This window comes from Capnocytophaga sp. H4358 (assembly GCF_002302515.1).
Taxonomy (GTDB): domain Bacteria; phylum Bacteroidota; class Bacteroidia; order Flavobacteriales; family Flavobacteriaceae; genus Capnocytophaga; species Capnocytophaga canis.
The window spans coordinates 118,008-139,500 of sequence record NZ_CP022380.1 but is presented as its reverse complement, the minus strand read 5'-3'; the positions used below and the strand labels follow the sequence as shown (position 1 = coordinate 139,500).

Here is a 21,493-nt window from a genome sequence, read left to right as displayed (position 1 = left end):
TATTAAAACAAAAGATGCGAGGTGTTTTTAAATCTAAATACGACATTTTAAAGCAAAAAGCTTACGTAATTATCTACGGAACAAATACCCCTTTGGGGAAGCTTTTTGATATAGTACTGCTCATTCTCATTTTTTTGAGTGTGATCATGGTGATGTTGGAAAGTGTGAAAGATATTGACCATCAAGCACATGGCGTTTTAGTATTTTTGGAATGGGTAATCACCGTTTTTTTTACTTTGGAGTATATTTTACGAATTATCTCTAATAAAAAGCCTTTGCAATATATTTTTAGTTTTTATGGGATCATTGATTTGATTTCGATTCTCCCAATGTACTTGTCGTTTTTTATTCCAGGCTCAAAAGCACTTTCGGTAGTAAGGGCATTACGTTTGTTACGGGTGTTCCGTATTTTGGATCTGGTCAGCTTTACCAATCAGGGAAATGAGTTAAAAATGGCTTTGCGTACTAGTAGGAATAAGATTATTGTGTTTATTTATTTCGTATTAGTAATTTGTGTGTTATTGGGTTCAGTAATGTATGTTATTGAAAGTGAGGAAAGTGGTTTTACAAGTATCCCTAAAAGTATTTATTGGTGTATTGTAACTTTAACTACGGTAGGGTATGGCGACATTGCTCCTACCACCATTCTGGGACAAATGATAGCTTCGTTTGTAATGATTTTGGGGTATGGTGTCATTGCTGTTCCAACAGGGATTGTAACGGCTGAGTTTTCACGTACTAGGACTAAATTCAGAGCTACTATTTCTGAACAGAAAACCGATCAAGTTCAAAAAAAATGCCAATCTTGTGGACACACAAATCATCAGAGACAGGCGAAATTCTGTTGCCAATGTGGAACTTCGTTGAAAAATGCCGATGTTTAAAGAAAAGAAACTTATCACAGTTGTAGGGCCTACAGCCGTTGGAAAAACACGTTTAGCAATTACCTTGGCTAAACATTTTAACACTGAAATCATTTCGTGTGATTCTCGACAATTCTTCAAAGAGATGTCTATCGGGACGGCCGTTCCTAATTCATTTGAGTTGGAACAGGCTCCGCACCATTTCATCCAACATAAGAGTATCCACGAGCCTTATTCTGTAGGTGATTTTGAGCGTGATGCTATTGAACTACTCAATCAATTATTTGAAAAGCAAAATATTGTGATCATGGTTGGTGGCAGTGGCTTGTATGTCAATGCTGTTACACAAGGACTAGACGATTTTCCCGAAGTTTCGTCGACAATTCGTGAGGAACTCAATCAGAATTATGCACAGCAAGGAATTGGCTACTTGCAAGAGCTCCTTAAAAAATTAGACTTTCAGCAATATCAGAAAATGGATATTCAGAATCCACAACGAATGATACGTTCTCTAGAAGTTTGCTTGGCAAGTGGAAAACCATACTCTTCATTTTTGAAACAAACGGAAATAAAACGTAATTTTTCAGTCATCGAAATAGGGTTGACTGCCGACAGAGATATTGTTTATGATCGTATTAACCAACGCGTGGAATTAATGCTTGAACAAGGACTGCTATGTGAAGCTCAGGATTTATATCCGTACAAGCATCTAAACGCTTTGCAAACTGTAGGTTATCGTGAGTTGTTCGATTTTTTTGATCGTAAATGCTCTTTTGATTTTGCAGTTGAAGAGATTAAAAAAAATACCCGTCGATTTGCTAAACGACAATACACATGGTTTCGGAAAAATACAAATGTACAATGGTTTGATTATAAGGTAGATATAAGAGATGTTTTTGAATATTTACTTAACTATTAATTCAACAATGTATTTTCAAAATTGCTGAAATTTTTAAATTTAAACGTTATTTTACTGTTTTTCAGATAGAAATGTGAAAACTAAAATCGTCAAGTTATTTCATATTTGAGTTTAAATAGAATAAAGAGCCGATGTACAATATGATAGCAAAATTTTTAAAAGAAAAAAATATAGAAATCAGCTTGAAACGCTATGGCATTGATGCTCTTAATGCTATGGCATTAGGGCTTTTTGGATCGTTAATTATTGGTTTAATTCTCAAAAATATAGGAACTTGGACAGGTTTTGATTGGTTAGTTGGTGCAGGAAATCAAGCACAATCAGCAATGGGAGCTGCTATTGGTGTTTGCGTAGCTCATAGGTTATCGGCTTCAATTTTAGTTATTGGAGCTACTGCTGTGGTCGGATTGTCAGCTGCTTCGTTAGGTGGCCCTATGGGATGTTTTGTAGCTGTACTTTTTGCAGTAGAATTCGGAAAATTAGTTGATAAAACAACTAAAATTGATATTATAGTTACGCCCCTCACTACGATATGTATAGGGTTGGGAATATCACAACTTATTGGAGAGCCTATACAGTTGGTAATGAATAAAATAGCAGAGTTCATCACATGGTCAGTAGCTTTACATCCTGTAATAATGGGAGTTATAATTTCGGTGGTTATGGGAGTAATTTTAACCTTACCGATTTCGAGTGCAGCAGTAGCTATTTCTTTATCTCTCAGTGGCTTAGCTGCAGGGGCTGCTACTGTAGGATGTTGTGCTCAAATGGTAGGATTCGCCGTGATGGGCTATAAAGAAAATCGAATGGGTGGATTATTGAGTATAGGATTGGGAACGAGTATGTTACAGATGCCTAATATTATTCGAAATTGGAAAATATGGCTTCCTCCCATCATAACAAGTGCCATTTTAGGCCCTGTTGCTATACTTGTTTTTGGTATGCAAAACGTACCCTCAGGTGCAGGGATGGGTACAAGTGGGTTGGTAGGACAAATTGGCACTTTTGATGCAATGGGAAGTGGTTGGCAAGTAATTTTAGCTGTAGTGTTACTGCATTTCCTATTTCCTGCTTTAATATGTTGGTTATTAAGTGTTTGGTTTCGTAAAAAAGGATGGATCAAAGAGGGAGATTTATTGTTAAGATAGGAAAAAGAGACTTTTGGGTTAATAATAAATATCCAAAAATCTCTCTTTTCTATTAAGAATATTCGTTTTTTTATGCCTGATGCGTTTTCTTAAGTAAATCGTTGACTGTTTTCACAGGGTTAAATGTGATAAGTGGTACTTCAACAAAAATAGTAATCCAATTTGCCATCGAACCATTCCATAATCCAGGGCGTTCAAGGGCTTTTAGTGGTTTCCCCATATAGGTTTTGTTTGTAATAAAAGCTTGTTTGGGGTCCACGAACTGATGTAAGTCGAACTTTTCTCCTTTAAAGTTTTTTGTGCCACAAACCAAATCTACTGGATTAAAATGCGTAGCTTGTTGGAAAATTTCTTTCTGTTGCGGATTATTCAGGTCAACTTGAGCTGATTCAATAATTTGTAAACTTAAATTTCCATCCGAATTTCTAACCCAGAAAGGGCCACCTCCTGGCTCACCTTCGTTTTTTACCATTCCACATACACGAATCGGTCGGTTGAGTTGCTCTTCTATAAATTCTAAAGCGTAATGACGTTTAAATTTATACAGATAATCAGGCACATAGATATTTATTTCCTTTAAGAAATTTAGAATTTTAGTTACTTCTTTCTTCTTAACTTTGTTATTTTCAATACGCTTTAGAATGTGAAAGACATCGGACTGCACTTCCCGAAGTTTTCCTGCCAAAGCCTCTTTGTAGAAAACCGTTTCGTCTGTGTATTTTTTAACTACCACATTGTCAATATTTTTAATGAAAATAACATCAGCATCTACCTCATTGAGGTTGTCTAGTAATGCTCCATGCCCTGATGGACGGAATAATAGGTTTCCATTTTCATCTCTGAAATATTCATTGCTTTCCGTTACAGAAACCGTGTCTGTATTTGGTTTTTGGTAAGAAAAATTGACATCAAATTTGATATTATAGCGTTCTTCTAAATTGGGTTTGATGTCGCTCAGTTCTTTATTGAAAGCATCGGTATGCTGTTCGGTAATTGTAAAGTGAAGATGAGCTAATTCCTCACCTGAAGCATACATCACAGATTCCCTAAAATGCTCCTCAAAGGCGGTAGCTATTTTTTCAGAATGTTTATGAAAAGGAAGTAATCCTTTTGGAAGATTACCATAGTTCAATCCGTTTTCTCCAAGTAAGGTTGAAACTAAAATATGTTTTTGATTATCTTCGTTTTGGGAATGAAATTCTGGGATATTTTTTGCAATATAATCCATCAGAATGGGATAAAATGCAAATTTTTCCAATCCATTGAAAAAAACTTCCATTTCTTTATCACCTTTTCTTTTGATGTAGGCTTTAAAAGATTCTTTTTCAGGATCAAAATTATCTTTAAAAGCAAAAAGTGATTTAAACATTCGTGTAGCAGCTCCTGATGCGGGAACAAATTTTAAAATTGAAATACCTTTTTTCTTTTTTTGGTAAATAGCGGCATATTTAGCGGTTTCTTCCTTCGAAAAAGAGATAATTCCATTACCGATAGTGGCTGCAGATTCTAATTCAATTGGAGGGACACCCTCTTTAAAAAGTGCTATCTGTTTGTGAAGCATCTCCTCCGTAATTCCCTTTTGAGTTAATAGCTGTTGATCTTTTTGGGTAAGTTTGGTCATATTTTTAATTTTTTAATATTATTTTTTGTAAACGAATTATTTTATTTTTCTTCTTTCTGACAGAAGAATAAAAATAACCTCCTACAAAGTTACAAAAAATATTTAAAAATATTCAGAATCTGCTTGATTTTTTTTGAGAATTTACTCTTTGGGCAATGACAAAAAATACGTCAGATTATATATAATTTGTTGTAAATACAACCGTAGTTATAGTACTTCCACGGATTTTACTTTCTAAAGTTGAATTCTTACAATTAGCGATAAAGCGTTAAATTACCTCGATATAGCTCTGTTCCAAACCAATTGAGTCTCAGGATATACCAATAATCTCCTGAAGGCATTTTTTTTCCTTTGTAAGTACCATCCCAAGTTTCATTTCTACGCAGAATTTTCAATGTTCGTCCGTGTCGATCAATTATGTCTAACCTAAGTTTAGGATATCCACTTGCATTGCGAACTCCCCAAGTGTCGTTCACTCCATCTCCGTCGGGAGTAAAATAGTTCGGAAGTTCTATGTCTACGAATAAAGCCTCAAATTGCGATTCGAAATAACATCCCAAATCGTCCTCTATTCGTACATTTACTTTTTTTATACTATTCCCGTTAGCATCCGTATATCCAATATCTGTGGATTTGAAATAGTAAATATATTCATCGGAAGGAACTCCGTTGTAATATATGGTATGATTACCACTACCTCCATTCACATTAAACTCAATTGCCGAAAGTAATTTTGTAGGTTGTACTTGTGTAATATTTAAACTCGTAACTTTTTCAAAATCAATATTTTTAACTATCGAACATCCATCGTAATGTATCGTAATTTGTTGATTTGTTTCATTCGATAGATTTCTTTGGTGGATATATGCTCTGTTTTTTGAAAGCTTATCAAACGTTTGTGTGGCAATGCTTTCCCCAAGGCTGTAACTGAGTTTGTTTACGTCTAAATTTGTCGAAACGAAATCTAATATTAAATAAGAAATACTTTCATTATCTTCACAGGCTTGTTCTTGTGAGACAATAAAGTCTAAATTTGCAGCAGCTGTTACTGTAAAACTACGGGTTACGACACACGAAAGAGCATCTGTGACGCTCAACAAATAGTTTGCAGGGATTAAATGATCAAATGTTATGACACCTTCGGTCATGACAGACCTATTTTCAGTGTTTCCTGTGTTTTGATTAGTTAAAATTATCGTGTAAGAGGCTGTTCCTCCTTTAATTTGGAATGAGAACGATGCATCATTCTGCTCAAAGCAGGTTTCATTTGTAACCTTTTCCGATTCCAAATTGAGGTTTACATCCTTTATTATTACATTTGGAACTTCGATTGTACAGTCGGATGCTAATCGTTCTTTTTTACGAATATATACAGTATAATTTCCGTTTTTGGTAATCTCGAATGATGGATTTTCTTGATAATTCGTAGGATTAGTTCCCGATAAGGCTACAGCAAATTCGTAATTACCTGAAATTCCTAATACATTGATTTTTCCTGGATTACAGGAAATATTTTCAGTACTAACTGTAGGATTTATGGGAGAGGTATGCACTCTAAAAAAGTAGGGAGCGGTACATCCGTTTGTGAAAGTTAGGAGTACTTTATAAATACCCTCTTCCGCAATGGCTATGCTTTTTCCAATATGTATTTGTTGCCAATTTGAGTCTGTTGGTGGACAATTTTCAGTAATTTTTAGAGTTTCTCCTGTGTGTTTTTGCCATTCGATACTTGTTACATTCGAAACGGTGTTTAAATCAAAAGTAATGGATGCCGTCGCCCCACAAATAAATACTTGCGGAAAAGATATCTTAGAGGCTTCGCACTTGAAATTAGTAGTGGTATATGGAACAATAGGGTTGTATTCCTGTCGAATAGTAGTATTCATATCATATATTTCCTTACGAGGGAGACATCCCTTTTTAGTTTTAGCGACGGTGTATTGTCCGCCTTGTGTAATGATTAGTTTTTGTGAATTGCTAACCACTTGTCCACTACCATTTGTCCATACATATGAATCGTAACCACTCTCAGCAGTTAGTGTTTTATTTTCACCACAGAATAATTCTGTTTGTTGCATAGGAGTACATCCGCTTATATCAACATAAAAAATAGTTTCTTCAGGCACACCGATATTGCATGGATTTATTTCTGAATAACTTCCTAAATCGTTAATGATTTCGCTATTTTTCATTCCTTTATAAATGGAATAGGCTTTATTAACGACAGTTTCTGAACAAATCGTAGAAAAATCATTACAATTATTGCTCAATTTCACAGCAAAACGTATCTTCTGTTTAGCACTTCCTTCGGTAACTAAAGCGTTAGGAACGGTGAATATGAGTTGAGTTTCTCCGTTAGTTGTTGTGGTTAAAGAATAAGTGACTCCCACAGGAATCTCTACAGGAATGGTCGTATCAAAGGTTACATTTTTGGGCAATATATCCGTAATAGAATAGTCAATAGCATCGTCATTCCCTACATTTTGAAACTCCAATCCATAGTAAACGGTTGTTCCTAAGGGAATTATTTGTTTGTTTAGTACATTTTGGGAAACGTCTTCCACGGTTTTAAGCAAATTCATCTTCGGTTCGATAACTTCTACCTCGAAAGCACTGAAAAATACGTCAAATTTATCTCCTGTGGTCGAAGCCTTGAAATTTGCGGAAGTTTGGTTGTTACCAATCACTGAATTATTTGAATTTTCAATAGAAAAAAGGTCAATATCCCAACCCAAACTATTAGTTGAAGCAGGGCGACGGTCGTTCATATAACTATTTTCATAGCTTATTGAACTATTAAAAAAATTATTTGTAGGATTAACATCATTGGACAATCCCATGTAAGAGCCATTGGGTCGTAAGATTGAGAGTCTATCACCCTTGATCTGTTTATCGCCTTCCAAAGCAGCTATTCCAAAACGAGCTTTTACGGGTAACGGAGCAGGTAAGGTTTTAAATCCAGAAAAGGTGAAGGTCATCTCCATAGGTATGTTGTTGTTGGTTTCTATACTTGCGTATCCATCAAAAGTTGAGATATTTTTAGTAGTTTGTGAAGGATCTTCGTAGATGATTACCAAAAGCCATCCTGCCGAAGTACCTCCAAATTTTTCTGTCAGCAAAGTTTCCGTAGCTCTGACGTTCGCTACTACGTACTCCCCTATCGGATTTTCATCTGTTAAAATGTGAGTAATGTCTTTGTAGCATACATAAGGATTGTAGGCGATGGTTTGTGTAGCCGTAAAACTGTCGTAGATATAAGTATCAGCCTCTAAATCAATGTATGTTTCTTTTGAAGGAATTTTGATTTTTATGTTATTTTTTGTGCTATCTTTCGTATCATACATTCCTCCCCAATAAAGTCCCGCGTATTTCACCTTAGAGCAAGTGCTGGACAAATTCAAAGAAGCGGCACTCGAACTGAAAGTTGTAGCATCGTTATCCACATCAATATATGACATTCGTAATCTATCATTAGTTTCATCTCCATGATACGCCATATTTGAAGGTTGATTATTAACCACATTATTCCCAATCATGCGAAGCCCTCCTCTTAAGTTTTCTTGTTTACGCAACTTAAAAGGAATTATTTCTTGAGCAAAAATCGCTGAATTTATTGTTAATAATAACAGTAGTATGCCTCTCTTAATTGTCATTTTGTTATTTTACTGTATTAAATGTTTTGAAGTTAAGTACAAAGGTATAAAAAATATTAAATTCTCTAAATATAAAGTTAGATGTTTTACATAAACTAAAAAACACCCTCACGAAAAAAGTGAAAGGTGTTTCCAAGAGTAATTTAAACAATATTTTTTTAGTACGCGAACAATGGTCTTTCTTCCATAAAATCATAAACGCGTTCGGCGATAGCTTCCAAAGCCTCATCGTTAGTGTGATTTGTAATTGCTTCATCAATGAAACCAGCGATTGTTTCCATATCGGCTTCTTTCAATCCACGAGTGGTGATTGCTGCTACTCCCACACGAATACCACTGGTAACAAAAGGAGAACGTGTATCAAAAGGTACCATATTTTTATTCACTGTGATGTCGGCTTTTCCAAGAGCCTCTTCCGCTTCCTTACCACTGATGTTTTTATTTCTTAAATCTATGAGCATCATGTGGTTATCAGTTCCCTTAGAGATAATATCATACCCTTTTTCAATCAAAAGAGAAGCTAATTTTTTCGCGTTTTTCTGAACTTGGATAGCATAATGTAGAAATTCATCGCTCAATGCTTCGCCAAAAGCAACCGCCTTAGCAGCGATTATATGTTCCAGTGGTCCTCCTTGGTTTCCAGGGAAAACAGCACTATCAATCAACGATGACATCATTCTTATCTCTCCTTTTGGAGTTTTCAATCCGAACGGATTCTCAAAATCTTTTCCCATTAGGATAAGTCCCCCACGAGGCCCACGCAAGGTCTTATGCGTAGTTGTTGTTACAATATGGCAGTGTGGTATCGGGTCGTTTAGTAATCCTTTGGCAATCAATCCTGCAGGATGCGAAATATCTGCAAAGAGAATAGCACCTACTTTATCTGCGATTTCACGAAATTTTTTGAAATCAATGTCTCGAGAGTAGGCGGATGCACCAGCAATGATGAGTCGTGGACGCTCTTTTTCTGCAATTTCAAGAATTTTGTCATAGTTTAGAAGCCCCGTTTCTTTTTCCACTCCATAGAACACAGGTGTGTACAATTTTCCTGAAAAGTTCACGGGTGATCCGTGTGTTAGATGTCCGCCATGTGAAAGGTCGAATCCTAAAATTTTATCTCCTGGTTTTAAGCAAGCTGCATATACCGCAGTATTAGCTTGTGAACCACTATGTGGTTGAACATTAGCATATTCAGCTCCGAAAAGAGTCTTTGCACGATCAATGGCTATTTGCTCAATTTCATCAACCACCTCACAACCACCGTAGTATCTACGTCCTGGGTAGCCTTCTGCATATTTATTCGTCAAAATGGATCCAGCAGCTTCTAATACTTGATCACTGACAAAATTTTCAGAGGCAATTAGCTCAATCCCATGGATTTGTCTTGCTTCCTCATCATCAATAAGGTCAAAAATTTCGTTATCACGTTGCATATTTCCTGTTGTTTTTAATTTTTTCCCAAATGTACGTATTTTAAAAATATAAAGGAATCATCTGCTCAAAAAAGTTTTTAACATATGTATCTATCTGTTTGATTTATAAATAAATATAATGTTAATATCTATACCTTAAAAAATATTTTGAAAGAAAATTTTTATATCTATTTATAAAATAATACCTTTGTTAGCTGTTTTTAAATGCGTTATAAAGCCCATACAGATTATTTTCATCCCCTAAATGAAGGAAGTATAGGACGAAAAATTTGCTTACTTTACCCAATATTTAAAACAAATCGGTTTGTAACTGCGTTTTCACATGTGTGTGCTAATAAGAACTAAAAATTAAACTTAAATTAATTATCTGAATGATACAATCAATGACAGGCTTCGGCAAAAGTACCATTTCTCTTGCTGATAAACATATCAACATAGAAATTAAATCACTCAATAGCAAGAGTATAGATATCAGTACTCGCATTCCATTAGCTTATCGTGAGAAGGAGTTGGAGTTTCGTAAAATAATCGCCGAGCAACTGCAACGAGGCAAAGTTGATTTTAACATCTCTATGGAAAATACCAGTATGCAAACCTCAGTGAAAATCAATGAAAATGCAGTGAAGGCGTACATGGGACAGATGAAAAATATCGTAGATGGCGATCCTGTGGAATTATTGAAAATGGCGGTTCGTATGCCTGATGCTTTACAAACGACTTCTGAGAGTATTTCGGAAGATGATTTTCAATTGATTGTCAATTTATTACATACAGCGATAGATGACTTACAGAAATTCAGAATTGAGGAAGGTAAAGTTTTAGAAGCGGATTTTATATTGCGAATCCATAATATTCAATCGCTACTTCAAGAGGTGGAGAAGTTAGATCCTGAGCGGTTAATTTTAGTGCGTGAACGGTTAGAAAAAGCGGTGGCTGAAGTCCAAAATGTAGACGAAAATCGATTTGAACAGGAATTAATTTTTTATTTAGAAAAATTCGATATTACTGAAGAAAAAATACGTCTTAAAAACCACTTGGATTATTTTATAGAAACGCTAAACTCTTCTGAATCAAATGGACGAAAATTGAGTTTTATAGCACAAGAAATTGGTCGAGAAATCAACACTTTGGGATCGAAGGCTAATTTTTCTCCAATGCAACAAATAGTGGTGCAGATGAAAGATGAATTGGAAAAAATCAAAGAACAAGTATTAAACGTATTATAGTATTGGTAATGAATAAATTAATTATATTTTCAGCACCTTCCGGAAGTGGAAAAAGTACCATTGTTCGTCATTTATTGGGGAAGGAATCTCTCAACTTAGCTTTCTCAATATCAGCTACTTCAAGAGCTCCACGAGGAGAAGAACAACATGGTAAAGAATATTACTTCCTTTCGGTGGAAGAGTTCAGAAAACGCATTGAGAATAATGATTTTCTAGAATGGGAGGAGGTTTATGCAGGGAATTTTTATGGTACTCTAAAATCAGAAGTAGAACGATTGTGGGGGTTAGGCAAAACAGTTGTTTTTGATATTGATGTTGTTGGAGGATTGCGAATCAAAGAGCAGTTTCCGGAGCAAAGTTTAGCTATTTTTGTGAAACCGCCGAGTATTAAAGAACTGGAAAAACGTCTTCGAGCAAGACAAACAGAAACTGAAGAAAAGATTAAAATGCGATTAGGTAAGGCAGCTATTGAATTGGAAGCTGCTCCAAAATTTGATGTAATTATTGAGAATGATATATTAGAGAAAGCTCTACAAGATACTGAAAATGTGATTGTTAATTTCATAAATAAGCAATGATTGAGTTTTTTTACCAAAAAAAACTCAATCATTAAACGAATGCATTTCCTTTTACAAAGCCTTTTTTGTTAGATTATAGTGCGTTTAAAAACCAAAAATATTGTTATTCTACATATATGCGTTTAATGCGTCGCGAAAGAGAGGTAATCAGTTCGTACGAAATCGTCTGTGCATTTTCTGCCAATATTTCGGCAGTATATTTTTCATCAAAGACAGTAACTTCTTCGCCTTCCTGACAGTCGATATCAGTGACATCAACCATTAGCATATCCATACAAACATTCCCCAAAATAGGAGCTTTTTTGCCTTTGATGTACACAAAACCAATCCCTTTTCCATAGATTCGATTCAATCCATCGGCGTGTCCTACGGCAATAGTTGCTGAACGTGTGACTTTATCTGCTTGAAAACCAAAATTATAACCAACATATCCTCCCACAGGAATTTCATTGATTTGTGAGATAAAACTCTTTAGAATGGTTATCGGACGAAAATCGGACTGATATTCACTATCATTAGCAAAACCATACATTCCAATACCACTTCGAACCATATCAAAATGAGCATGTGGATAATTTAATATTCCGGAAGTATTACAAGTGTGGAAAAGTATTTTATGAGAGAAGTGTTTTTTTATAACATTTTGAAATTCAATAAATAAACTTATTTGCTTTTCCATAAATTCAGAAGCATTTTTATCTTCCGAAGCGAATAAATGAGAAAATGCTGTCTTTACGAAAATTGTCTTTTGCCTACCCAAAATTTGACATACATCCGTTATTTGATCCAACAAAAAGCCCAAACGATTCATGCCAGAATTACATTTCAAATGTACGGGATATGCTGTTTTTCCTTTATTTTCAACAAACTCAATAAAATGAGATAAAATTCGTTTTGAGTACAGCGTAGGTTCTAATTCATACTTTATAATTTCTTCAAAATCTGATATTTGAGGATGAAGCACCAAAATAGGTTTTCTTATTCCTGCTTCACGTAATTCCACACCTTCGCTAACACAAGCAACTGCAAAGTAATCAACTAAATTTTTCCTTTGTAAAAAGGAAGCAATTTCACAGTGATTATTTCCATAAGAAAACGCTTTAACAACAGCCATAAACAAAGTGTTTTCATTCAGTTTACTTCTTAGAAAACGAACATTATGCTCCAAATTATCTAATCGAATTATCAGATGAGTCGAACCTATTTGAGATGTGTTATATGTCATTTTTATGTATTTACTGCAAAAGAAATACATTTCCATTTTTTGTGCAAATACTTTATTATTTAATTTCTTATGTTTTTTTTAAAGTATTGAATGATAATTATTTAATTCTATTTTCAAAGTGTACTTATCAAGTGTTTGTTTTGTTTTTTTAAATAACATAAGAATTACAAAGGGTTAAAGTTTTATTAAAAAGAAGTACATCACTTTTTTGTGATATAAATTTGACTACTTTTGCACGTGAAAAATATACTATTTTAATAACAAAAAGTCAAAAGATTATGGGATTTTTAAAAGAATTTAAAGAATTTGCTGTAAAGGGCAATGTAGTTGATTTAGCAGTCGGTGTTATTATCGGGGGTGCTTTCGGAGCTATTGTAACTTCATTGGTATCTGATGTTATTACTCCTCTGTTATTGACTCCTGCACTGGAAGCCACTGGAGCTAAAAACTTGGAGGGATTAGTATGGAACGGGGTTGCCTATGGTAAGTTCTTAGCAGCTGTGATTAACTTTTTGTGTATTGCTTTTGTTTTGTTTATGTTGATCAAAGGTATTAACAAAATGAAAAAAGAAAAAACAGTTGAACCTGAAGCTCCTGCTGCACCAGCTGGTCCAACACAAGAGGAATTACTTGCTGAAATCAGAGATTTATTAAAAAAATAAAAAAGTCTGTATAGCATCTTCGTGCTATGGTGTATTTCAATTAATAGATTTAAAAATTAGTATAAAACTGCTTGAATATAATATTTTTCAAGCAGTTTTTTTATGTAGATAGCCCTACTTGTGATATACTGTAAGTGTCAAGGAGCTGTCCGAAAATATGGTACTTTTTTGTATATTTGCAAAAATAAAATGAAATGAATAACTTTCATGCGACCTCCTTCAAACAATGGAAGCAACAGGTTCAGTTTGAGTTAGAAGGAGCTGACTACAATAAAACTTTAGTGTTTAAAACGCTTCAAGAGGTGGATATATTACCTATCTACACTTCTGAAAATAATCACCTTTATTATGACATAAATGATAAAAAAACTGAAATTATGATTCCAGTGGAATGTTTTAGTGTCATTCCTGTAGTTAAAAAAATTAATTTCTTTAAAAAACATCATTTTTCAAATTTCTTTTTATCAATACATCCTCATATCGACATAGCTGATTTACTAAACACTTTACCCAAAGAGAATAGGTATTTCATTAATAATAAGCATATTACAGATGAAGTCATCAATAAACTGAAAAAATGCATTGAGGAATGTAAATTGGATATAGTCGTCTGTAACGACTATATTCATCGCTATATAGAAAAAGGCATGTGGTTTAGAAGTCAATTTAATGATTTTGAGTGTTTTACAAAAACATTCAATATTAAAAAGCCTGTTTTATTCGTGGATACAACACTCTACCAAAATGCAGGAGCTTCCATAATACAACAGATTGCTTATGGATTTTCTCATGCTTTGGAATACAGCAAACATATAGAAAAAACACTGAACATCAATAGATTAACAATCTACTTTAAAATAGCTGTTGGAAGTCATTTTCTGTTAGAAATAGCTAAATTGAGGGCTTTTCATCAAATCGCGATGAGTATTTTTGATGTATTTCCGTTTAAAATAGAGTGTATGTTTATGGTAGAGCCATCTGATAGGGAACTTTCTTTATCAACTTCGAATTACAATGAACAATACATTAAAATGGCACACGAAAGTGCTATTTTGGGAGGAGCTGATTTTTTATTTCCGAAATATCCTATCATATACCATAAAAAAAAGGAATATCAGCAAGAGTTTAAAAGTATCATGACGGCTTCTGATTCTTTAGGAAATAAAGCTTCTATCATAAATAAAAGTGACTGTTTTCAATCTTTATCGTATCAATTTGCTAAAAAATCATTATTATTATTACAAAATATTGAAAAAAATGGAGGATTATTGGAAGTATTCAAAAATGGTAGCTTACAAAAAAGTATTCGCGAAAAAGCCTTAGAAGAACAAGAGCAATTTGATGCTTTAGTTATCTCAAATAATATTGATTTTAAAGATATTGCTCAAAAAGAGCTATGGGAAACATATCCTTTTTTAAAACGAAACAATACCAAAACTTCTGTTGAACCATTAATACCCAAACGTTTATGGGAACATCTAGAAAAGAAACACCTAAGCAAGTAGCCACCAGATTTGATACTATTTCACTAAAAGGCTACTCCCCCACTCTCTCAAAGACAGAAATTATGCCAGGTTTCCCTCCGTACGTGCGAGGGTATCGTACTATGGGCAATATTTGGCAAAATCCTGTATACGAACCAATTATGTTCTGGGGTAGTTATGAAATTGATGAAATATTTAAACAAGAAATCATGTTTTTGTTTTATGATATTTCCGAATTAATCAAAGCTACTGATGTGAAAAAGAAATCACTTTTTATCTATAAAAAGTCTGATTTTGAATCTATTATGTATCATCAGAAAGATATACAATACCTCTATGTGGTTTGCATAGGAAAGAATTATGAATTAAATAATTTGAATTTTTTAAACAATTTAGATAAAGAATTACTTGATAAAGTACGTTTTTTCTTCAATTTTAGTCAAACAAGTATGAAAGTAATTGAGAAAATAAGACAAATACGAGCTTTAAGTCATCTTTTCGTTAGTGAAAATAATTTAAACTTTTATTTACCTATAGTTTGTTATGTAAACAGTGTAACAGAGCAAATCTATTCCTTATCTGCTCACTGTGATTATATTATTTATAACGCAAAAAATAATCAATTTAACACGAGTTACAATACGTTTCTGATTGAAAACTCAATGATTTCAAAAACAATAGACCCTTTTTGGAACAATGATGAGTCGATTCAATTTTGAGAGTAAACTAAGCATTAGAACGGATAGTTGATACCTATGTTGAATATAATATTTTTGAAACTTACATCCGTAAACCAACGCTCTGACATTGCTTTGGCAGGATTGTAAATTTTGTTTCCTAAATCCAAGCGGAAAACAAAAAATCCGAAATCGTAACGAAGTCCAACTCCTGAACTCACTCCAACATCTTTTAGAGAAGAAATATCCTTGAATTTATTTTGTTCAAATGAGGTGTTATCAAGCACGTTCCAGATATTACCTGCATCGGCGAACAGAGCCCCTTTAAAAGCTCCTGAAATTGGAAATCGATACTCTAAATTGAGGGTTAATTTCATATTAGCTTCGTTAAAGTCCAATAAGGAACCGCTTTGTCCTGGGCCTAAGCTATATGCTCTCCAACCTCGATTGTCACTTGAACCTCCTGCAAAATAACTTTGGGTGAAAGGAATATTTTTTGAATTGCCATACGGAACTGCTAAACCAAAGAAACTTCTGAAAGCTAGATAGTTACCTCTTCCTAATGGAAAATGCTTAATATAGTCCAATTCCATTTTTACGTACTGAGCAAACTCTACATCTAAGAATTTTGTACTCTTGTTATTTGAATCAACTACTTTATAGGCATTTGATAACAAACTTAAAAAACTACCAGCCGACTCTAATTTCACTCGAAATTGGTAAAAATCTTCTTGATTAAACTGAAAATTATTATTCAGTATAAAAGTGTAACTTGTTGATAGGATAAAGTCATCATATGTGAGTCGATTAGCTCTTTCTAACACACTGATAGTAGAACGCAAATCGGTTTCCGTAATGTTTGGAATTCCTCCCCAAAGAGCTAACCCCATAAATTGATTGGTTCCTTCTGGAATTGTTAAATCACCATTGTTATCTAATAATGAGCTATCTACTGAATATTTTTTAGATATTTCGTTCAATCGGCTGTAAGTGGAACGATAGACATTGAAAAAGTTGTCTACGTTCAAATTATGTATATATTGCAAATTGAACAAATCAAGTATAACGCGATTTTTTTTCGGATTCCAAGTATAGCGAAGAGCTCCCGAAAGAGTTTGTTTGTCTAATCCAATATTTTTTTGCTTACTAACACCAAACTGAAACATCGTCTGTGGTGTCATTGAGTAAGGTATGATGTTCGTGGTATTAAACAAAAACACAATCTCTGGAAAGATAAGACGAACATCGGCTCCTAATTCCGACATATTAAACCATGGTTCTCCTTGGTCTCTATCGAATTGAGAAGCAATAGTTCCTTGTAAATTCAATTCTAATACCTCACTTCTTCTGAACAGATTTCGTGCAGAAACTGAGGTTCCTAACGAAATACCAAATTGTTCAATTTCAGAGCGTTTTAATTCATTAGTAAGTCGCAATGAAAATTTGTCCATCGGCAAGAGATAGATATTAGCGTCCAATTTAGTTTGTAAAGAATCATTTTCAGCATATTTTAAGTCAATATTCGGATATTTGAATATACGCAAGTTATTGATTTGCTTGTAAGTAAGACTTCTATTTTCATCCGAATAAATAGCTCCTTTTTTAAAGGCTGTTGCCATCTCTAAAATACGAGGTCTGTAACGTAGTTTATTCTTGTAAAATACTGTTACATTCTTATAATCAATAGAATCTAATTCTGATTTATCACTTCCCATTTCATAATCGGTGAAAATACGAATTTTATTGAAACGATGTACTCGATAGGGTTTCACTGTTACTTCATCGCCATCACGCTCAATCAAATCGTCAATGACGGTAACCACATCCATTTTTTGGTCGTTATTAGTAGCTATGGTATCTCGTGTGATTTCAAAATTAATAGAACTCTGTTGAAAAGTATAGAAACCATTATTGCGAAACAAATTCGTTAAACGGCTACGTTCTGCATTAAAATCTGCTAATAAATATGGTTTTTGTGATTTCAGCAGACTCTCATGCCGATGTAAGTGATACACCGAATCAACTTGAGAAGAACTAATTGAGGTTTTCAAATCATCAATAAAATACTGCTCACCTGTTTTTATAATATAAGAAACATCTGCGAGTTGTTTTTTTCGTTTCGTATCCTTTAAAAATACACTATCTCGTACAGTGGCATTGAAATAACCGATACTTCTATAATAAGCCTTCAAATAGTTTACGGTTGATTTTGTTTTTGAGTTATCTAAAATCACAGGAGCTTCACCAATTTTTTTCAATTGATTGTGAATTCCCGATACAAAAAAAGATTTTTGTAAGCGTCCCACTTGCTTTTGTGATAGTAATCTATCCAAGGTTTTATGTGTTTTGGGATGCTCTTCCAGCCAATCTACAAAATCTTGTTCAGGGTTTTCTTTGGCTAAGTTATAGATATACAATCCCAAAGGCATCCCTAACAAACTCCCATTTGGTTTTTGTAATATAAAATTGTCTATCTTTGCATCTTCAGTCTTTACATCATTGACTAAAACTTTAGTTTTATCCAGTAAATAGGCATTGTCAGGTACTCTCTTTGTAGCGTTACAAGCTGATAATAAAATTGTTATGCAAAAAATAGATGCTATTTTTAAAGTAATTAATCTCACGAAATATCTTTTTTAGGGTCAAAAATACATTTTTTTTATGGTAACTAAAAATCAAATTAAACTAATTCAGAGTTTACAACAAAAAAAATATCGTTCAAAACACCAAATGTTTGTTGTTGAAGGTCGGAAAAGCATCCTAGAGTTTTTGATACAAAACTTTCAAGTGGAATCCATTTTTGCTACGGATTATTTCTCAGAATTATTGCCAAAATCAAAAACCATACTGACTACCAAAGATGTCTTAGAAAAGATGAGTAGTTTTAAAAACCCAGACGAAGGAGTAGCTATCTTCAAAATACCACTCCCCCAACCTATTGTTGATGAAGGTATTATCGTCGCTACTGACGATATTCGCGACCCTGGAAATTTAGGTACCATTATCCGTCTGTGTGATTGGTTTGGAGTGCAGCATTTGGTATGTAGCTACCAAACGGTTGATTGCTACAATCCTAAAGTAGTACAAGCCTCCATGGGGTCATTAGGACGTGTAAATATACACTACGAAGATTTACATATTTTTCTAAAAAACAGTAAGTTACCAATTTTAGCAACTGCCATGGATGGTGAAAATATATACCAAACCTCATTTCCAAAAGAGGGAATTTTGGTTTTAGGAAACGAAGCTAATGGAATTTCTAAATTGAATTTGGAAATTGCTCATCAAATTTTAACAATTCCAAAATTTGGCAGTTTACAACAAGCAGAAAGTCTTAACGTAGCTACCGCTACCGCTATTTTATTAAGTGAATTGAAACGAAATTCTTAATTTTTTGTAAAATTTAAAAATATCTCCTATTTCGATTATGATTGAATCAAAAATAATAATTACATTTGCAGTATAAACAAAAAAAGAAAAAAATTATGGCAAATCAAACAGACAATACGCCTCCTATTTTTGTAGATCCAAATTCAACAGAAATGCCAAATAAAACAGAATCTTTTTATGGAGATGAAGGCGAAGAACCTAAAAAATCAAGTGGAATTGTCTCAAAAGTTATTATTGGAATTTTAGTGGTTTTGGCTGGTGGTTTAGGTTATTTTTCTTATAACTTGAATGAGGAAAAAAAGAGAAATGAAGCAGAACTTAATCAACAAAAAGAACAGATTATCAAAGAATTAAGTGTTCTCAAAACAAGTTATGATAAAGCGGTGGAGGACAATAAAGCGGTAAATCAAGATTTGGTAGATGCTCGTGACAAAATTACGCTTTATATTGATTCTTTACAAAAAATGAAAGTTTCTATATCTTCATTGGTAAAGTATAAAAACCAAGTAATTACTTTGAAAAAAGAGCGGGAGCGTTTGCTATCTATCAACGATTCACTACGTCGTTCTAATGCTTTAATGAAACAACAACGTGACAGTATTTCTGTAGCCTTGCAAAATGTATCTTCTTATTTAGATTCACTTGTCCAGCAAAATACAAAACTCAAAGAAGTTGTTGAAAGTGGTGAAGATTTGCAAATCAGCAAATTAACTACTGAAGGAGTTAAAGTGCGTTCAAGTGGTAAGTTGGTTCAGACAGCTCGTGCAAGAGCCACTGACAGAATCAAAATATGTTTCACAGTCGTAGCTAATAAAATAGCAAAAAGTGGTGGCAGAACATTTTACGTTCAAGTGATTTCTCCTGACGGAGTTACTTTAGGAAAAAACAGTACCGAGTCCAATGAACAAACTACCGTTAATTATAGCCTTGCAACCAAGTTTATCTATGATAATAGAAATATTGATGTTTGTGATTTCTTATCAGCTCCTAAAAATGATTTTGATAAGGGTAAGTACCGAGTGGTTGTTTTTGACGACAAATTAAGTGCTGTTGGAGAAACAGAGTTCATATTGAAATAACATATTACTTATAAAATTTAAAATTAATATTTGAAAAAGGTTATTTCTTAAGGGAGTAGCCTTTTTTGTAAGAACTGTAATTCATGGAAATCTATAATGTCATCGGACTGATGTCTGGCACTTCGTTAGATGGATTAGATATTGCTTATTGTCAATTTTCGTACAACGGACAGTGGCGTTTTAAAATACTTAAAACCAAGCATGTAGTATATGAAGATAAACAAAAAAATGAATTAAAAGAGGCTGTAAAGCTATCTGCAATTGATTTATTAGCTTTACACCATTCCTACGGGCAATGGCTTGGCGAACAAGTCAAACAGTTCATAGATGAAGAGCAATTAATCGTAGATTTTATCGCAAGTCATGGACATACGGTTCATCATCAACCACAGCGAGGTATTTCTTGTCAAATTGGTTGTGGACAATATCTGAGTAATATTTCTGGTTTACCTGTTGTCAATGATTTTCGTTCCGGAGATTTGGCTCTAGGTGGGCAAGGAGCCCCGTTGGTACCTATTGGGGACAGATATTTATTCGGGGAATACGATTTTTGCTTAAATTTGGGTGGTATTTCAAATATTTCATTCGAAGATAATGGTCTACGTATTGCTTACGACATTGGGATTGCGAATATGTTATTGAATTATCTTTCGCAAAAAATTGGCAAACCATATGATAAAAACGGAGAAATAGCTCGTCATGGAACCGTAAATAAAGTAATTTTTGAACAATTAAATTCGCTAGAATATTACAAATTAACTTATCCAAAATCAACAGGTTACGAATGGTTTCAAGCTAAAATACGTCCTGTAATAGACAGTTCTGATGATAGTATTGAAAATCTACTATGTACCTCGGTTCATCATATTGCGTATTCTATATGCCAAGAGGTAACCTCTTATTCAAAAAACACTGATAATCAACGTTTATTAGTTACAGGAGGAGGTGCTCTAAACACCTTTTTGATAGAAACCATGCGTGACTATATGAACAAATCTGTTCTAATTGTGATTCCTGAACGTGCTATTATCGACTATAAAGAAGCTTTGATTTTTGGCTTTTTGGGAGTTCTAAGAAAACGACATGAAATTAACATTCTCCGTTCAGTAACAGGAGCTACAGATGATTCTTGTGGAGGCGTTTTCTACTTTCCAAATAAGAAATAAAATTTAACCCGTAAAGCCTTATCCCATCAAATAGAATATAATCATAACCACACCAGAAGCCCCTAATGCTAAAGGTAATATATTTTTACTATATTTAATATTTTTCCGTTTTTTCAAATATATCCAAAAACTTACAAGGATCATGGCTCCAAGCGCACTCATTTTATACTCCCAAGCTATTTGGCTTTTATAGATGAAAAAATAGTAAAATATCAACAAAATAAACGGAAATGAATTTAATAATTTTTTGTTTGCCATAACGTTGATTTTATGTCATCACAAAGATATTATTTTATTTTATATTCTCAAAATAAAACAAAACAACTCCGAACACAAAAAATGTATTCGGAGTTGTTTATTGTACTTATT

17 protein-coding genes are annotated in these 21,493 nt (G+C 33.7%); 11 read left to right on the top strand and 6 right to left on the bottom strand.

Annotated features, from left to right (window positions below; genetic code table 11):
• Nucleotides 1-14: 14 nt before the first annotated feature.
• The 3 genes from CGC49_RS00600 (at nt 15) to CGC49_RS00590 (ending at nt 2,930) form a co-directional block, all read left to right on the top strand.
• On the top strand, nt 15-884 hold the full coding sequence (locus tag CGC49_RS00600) for an ion transporter (protein WP_042006594.1): 870 nt from the start codon (nt 15-17) through the stop codon (nt 882-884).
• Entirely contained in the window at nt 877-1,782 is a 906-nt protein-coding gene (miaA, locus tag CGC49_RS00595; protein WP_095911623.1) for a tRNA (adenosine(37)-N6)-dimethylallyltransferase MiaA, read from the top strand. The genes CGC49_RS00600 and miaA overlap by 8 nt, the downstream gene beginning before the upstream one ends.
• Before the next feature lie 140 nt (nt 1,783-1,922).
• Nucleotides 1,923-2,930 (top strand): PTS transporter subunit IIC, encoded by a 1,008-nt coding sequence (locus CGC49_RS00590; protein WP_206675634.1) that lies wholly within the window; start codon nt 1,923-1,925, stop codon nt 2,928-2,930.
• Nucleotides 2,931-3,000: 70 nt separating this feature from the next.
• On the opposite strand, the gene CGC49_RS00585 is transcribed toward CGC49_RS00590, so the two are convergent.
• The 3 genes from CGC49_RS00585 to glyA form a co-directional block, all read right to left on the bottom strand.
• Nucleotides 3,001-4,551 (bottom strand): DUF4301 family protein, encoded by a 1,551-nt coding sequence (locus CGC49_RS00585; RefSeq protein ID WP_095911622.1) that lies wholly within the window; start codon nt 4,549-4,551, stop codon nt 3,001-3,003.
• Between the two features lie 254 nt (nt 4,552-4,805).
• The gene (locus tag CGC49_RS00580; protein ID WP_095911621.1) at nt 4,806-8,204 is read right to left on the bottom strand and encodes a T9SS type B sorting domain-containing protein; all 3,399 of its coding nucleotides are present in this window, start codon (nt 8,202-8,204) and stop codon (nt 4,806-4,808) included.
• A gap of 158 nt (nt 8,205-8,362) precedes the next feature.
• Complete coding sequence (gene glyA, locus CGC49_RS00575) at nt 8,363-9,637, bottom strand: serine hydroxymethyltransferase (protein WP_095893132.1); 1,275 nt, start codon at nt 9,635-9,637, stop codon at nt 8,363-8,365.
• 371 nt (nt 9,638-10,008) lie between these two features.
• On the opposite strand from glyA, the gene CGC49_RS00570 reads away from it, so the two are divergent.
• On the top strand, nt 10,009-10,863 hold the full coding sequence (locus CGC49_RS00570) for a YicC/YloC family endoribonuclease (RefSeq protein ID WP_095893131.1): 855 nt from the start codon (nt 10,009-10,011) through the stop codon (nt 10,861-10,863).
• Between the two features lie 8 nt (nt 10,864-10,871).
• The gene (gmk, locus tag CGC49_RS00565) at nt 10,872-11,441 is read left to right on the top strand and encodes a guanylate kinase (RefSeq protein WP_042006607.1); all 570 of its coding nucleotides are present in this window, start codon (nt 10,872-10,874) and stop codon (nt 11,439-11,441) included.
• Between the two features lie 103 nt (nt 11,442-11,544).
• Here gmk and alr read toward each other — a convergent pair whose 3' ends face one another.
• Nucleotides 11,545-12,666 (bottom strand): alanine racemase, encoded by a 1,122-nt coding sequence (gene alr, locus CGC49_RS00560; RefSeq protein WP_042006609.1) that lies wholly within the window; start codon nt 12,664-12,666, stop codon nt 11,545-11,547.
• Nucleotides 12,667-12,944: 278 nt separating this feature from the next.
• On the opposite strand from alr, the gene mscL reads away from it, so the two are divergent.
• The 3 genes from mscL to CGC49_RS00545 all read left to right on the top strand — a co-directional run bounded on the left by mscL (nt 12,945) and on the right by CGC49_RS00545 (nt 15,531).
• The gene (gene mscL, locus CGC49_RS00555) at nt 12,945-13,328 is read left to right on the top strand and encodes a large conductance mechanosensitive channel protein MscL (protein ID WP_042006648.1); all 384 of its coding nucleotides are present in this window, start codon (nt 12,945-12,947) and stop codon (nt 13,326-13,328) included.
• 194 nt (nt 13,329-13,522) lie between these two features.
• A complete protein-coding gene (locus CGC49_RS00550) occupies nt 13,523-14,833 on the top strand; it encodes a methylmalonyl-CoA mutase family protein (protein WP_095911620.1) in 1,311 nt (436 codons plus the stop codon).
• A complete protein-coding gene (locus tag CGC49_RS00545) occupies nt 14,797-15,531 on the top strand; it encodes a hypothetical protein (RefSeq protein WP_095911619.1) in 735 nt (244 codons plus the stop codon). Before CGC49_RS00550 ends, CGC49_RS00545 begins: the two co-directional genes overlap by 37 nt.
• Before the next feature lie 14 nt (nt 15,532-15,545).
• Here the strand turns inward: CGC49_RS00545 and CGC49_RS00540 are convergent, their stop codons facing one another.
• The gene (locus CGC49_RS00540; RefSeq protein ID WP_232745188.1) at nt 15,546-18,113 is read right to left on the bottom strand and encodes a BamA/TamA family outer membrane protein; all 2,568 of its coding nucleotides are present in this window, start codon (nt 18,111-18,113) and stop codon (nt 15,546-15,548) included.
• Between the two features lie 37 nt (nt 18,114-18,150).
• Between CGC49_RS00540 and CGC49_RS00535 the strand changes: the two genes are divergently transcribed.
• The 3 genes from CGC49_RS00535 (at nt 18,151) to CGC49_RS00525 (ending at nt 21,124) form a co-directional block, all read left to right on the top strand.
• Nucleotides 18,151-18,879 (top strand): RNA methyltransferase, encoded by a 729-nt coding sequence (locus CGC49_RS00535; protein ID WP_095911618.1) that lies wholly within the window; start codon nt 18,151-18,153, stop codon nt 18,877-18,879.
• Nucleotides 18,880-18,974: 95 nt separating this feature from the next.
• Nucleotides 18,975-19,958, top strand: a complete 984-nt coding sequence (locus CGC49_RS00530; RefSeq protein WP_042006618.1) for a hypothetical protein — start codon at nt 18,975-18,977, stop codon at nt 19,956-19,958.
• Nucleotides 19,959-20,041: 83 nt separating this feature from the next.
• Nucleotides 20,042-21,124: an anhydro-N-acetylmuramic acid kinase gene (locus CGC49_RS00525; RefSeq protein ID WP_095911617.1), complete on the top strand. Its 1,083-nt coding sequence runs from the start codon at nt 20,042-20,044 to the stop codon at nt 21,122-21,124.
• An 18-nt stretch (nt 21,125-21,142) separates the two neighbouring features.
• Here the strand turns inward: CGC49_RS00525 and CGC49_RS00520 are convergent, their stop codons facing one another.
• On the bottom strand, nt 21,143-21,382 hold the full coding sequence (locus tag CGC49_RS00520; RefSeq protein WP_095911616.1) for a hypothetical protein: 240 nt from the start codon (nt 21,380-21,382) through the stop codon (nt 21,143-21,145).
• Nucleotides 21,383-21,493: the final 111 nt, after the last annotated feature.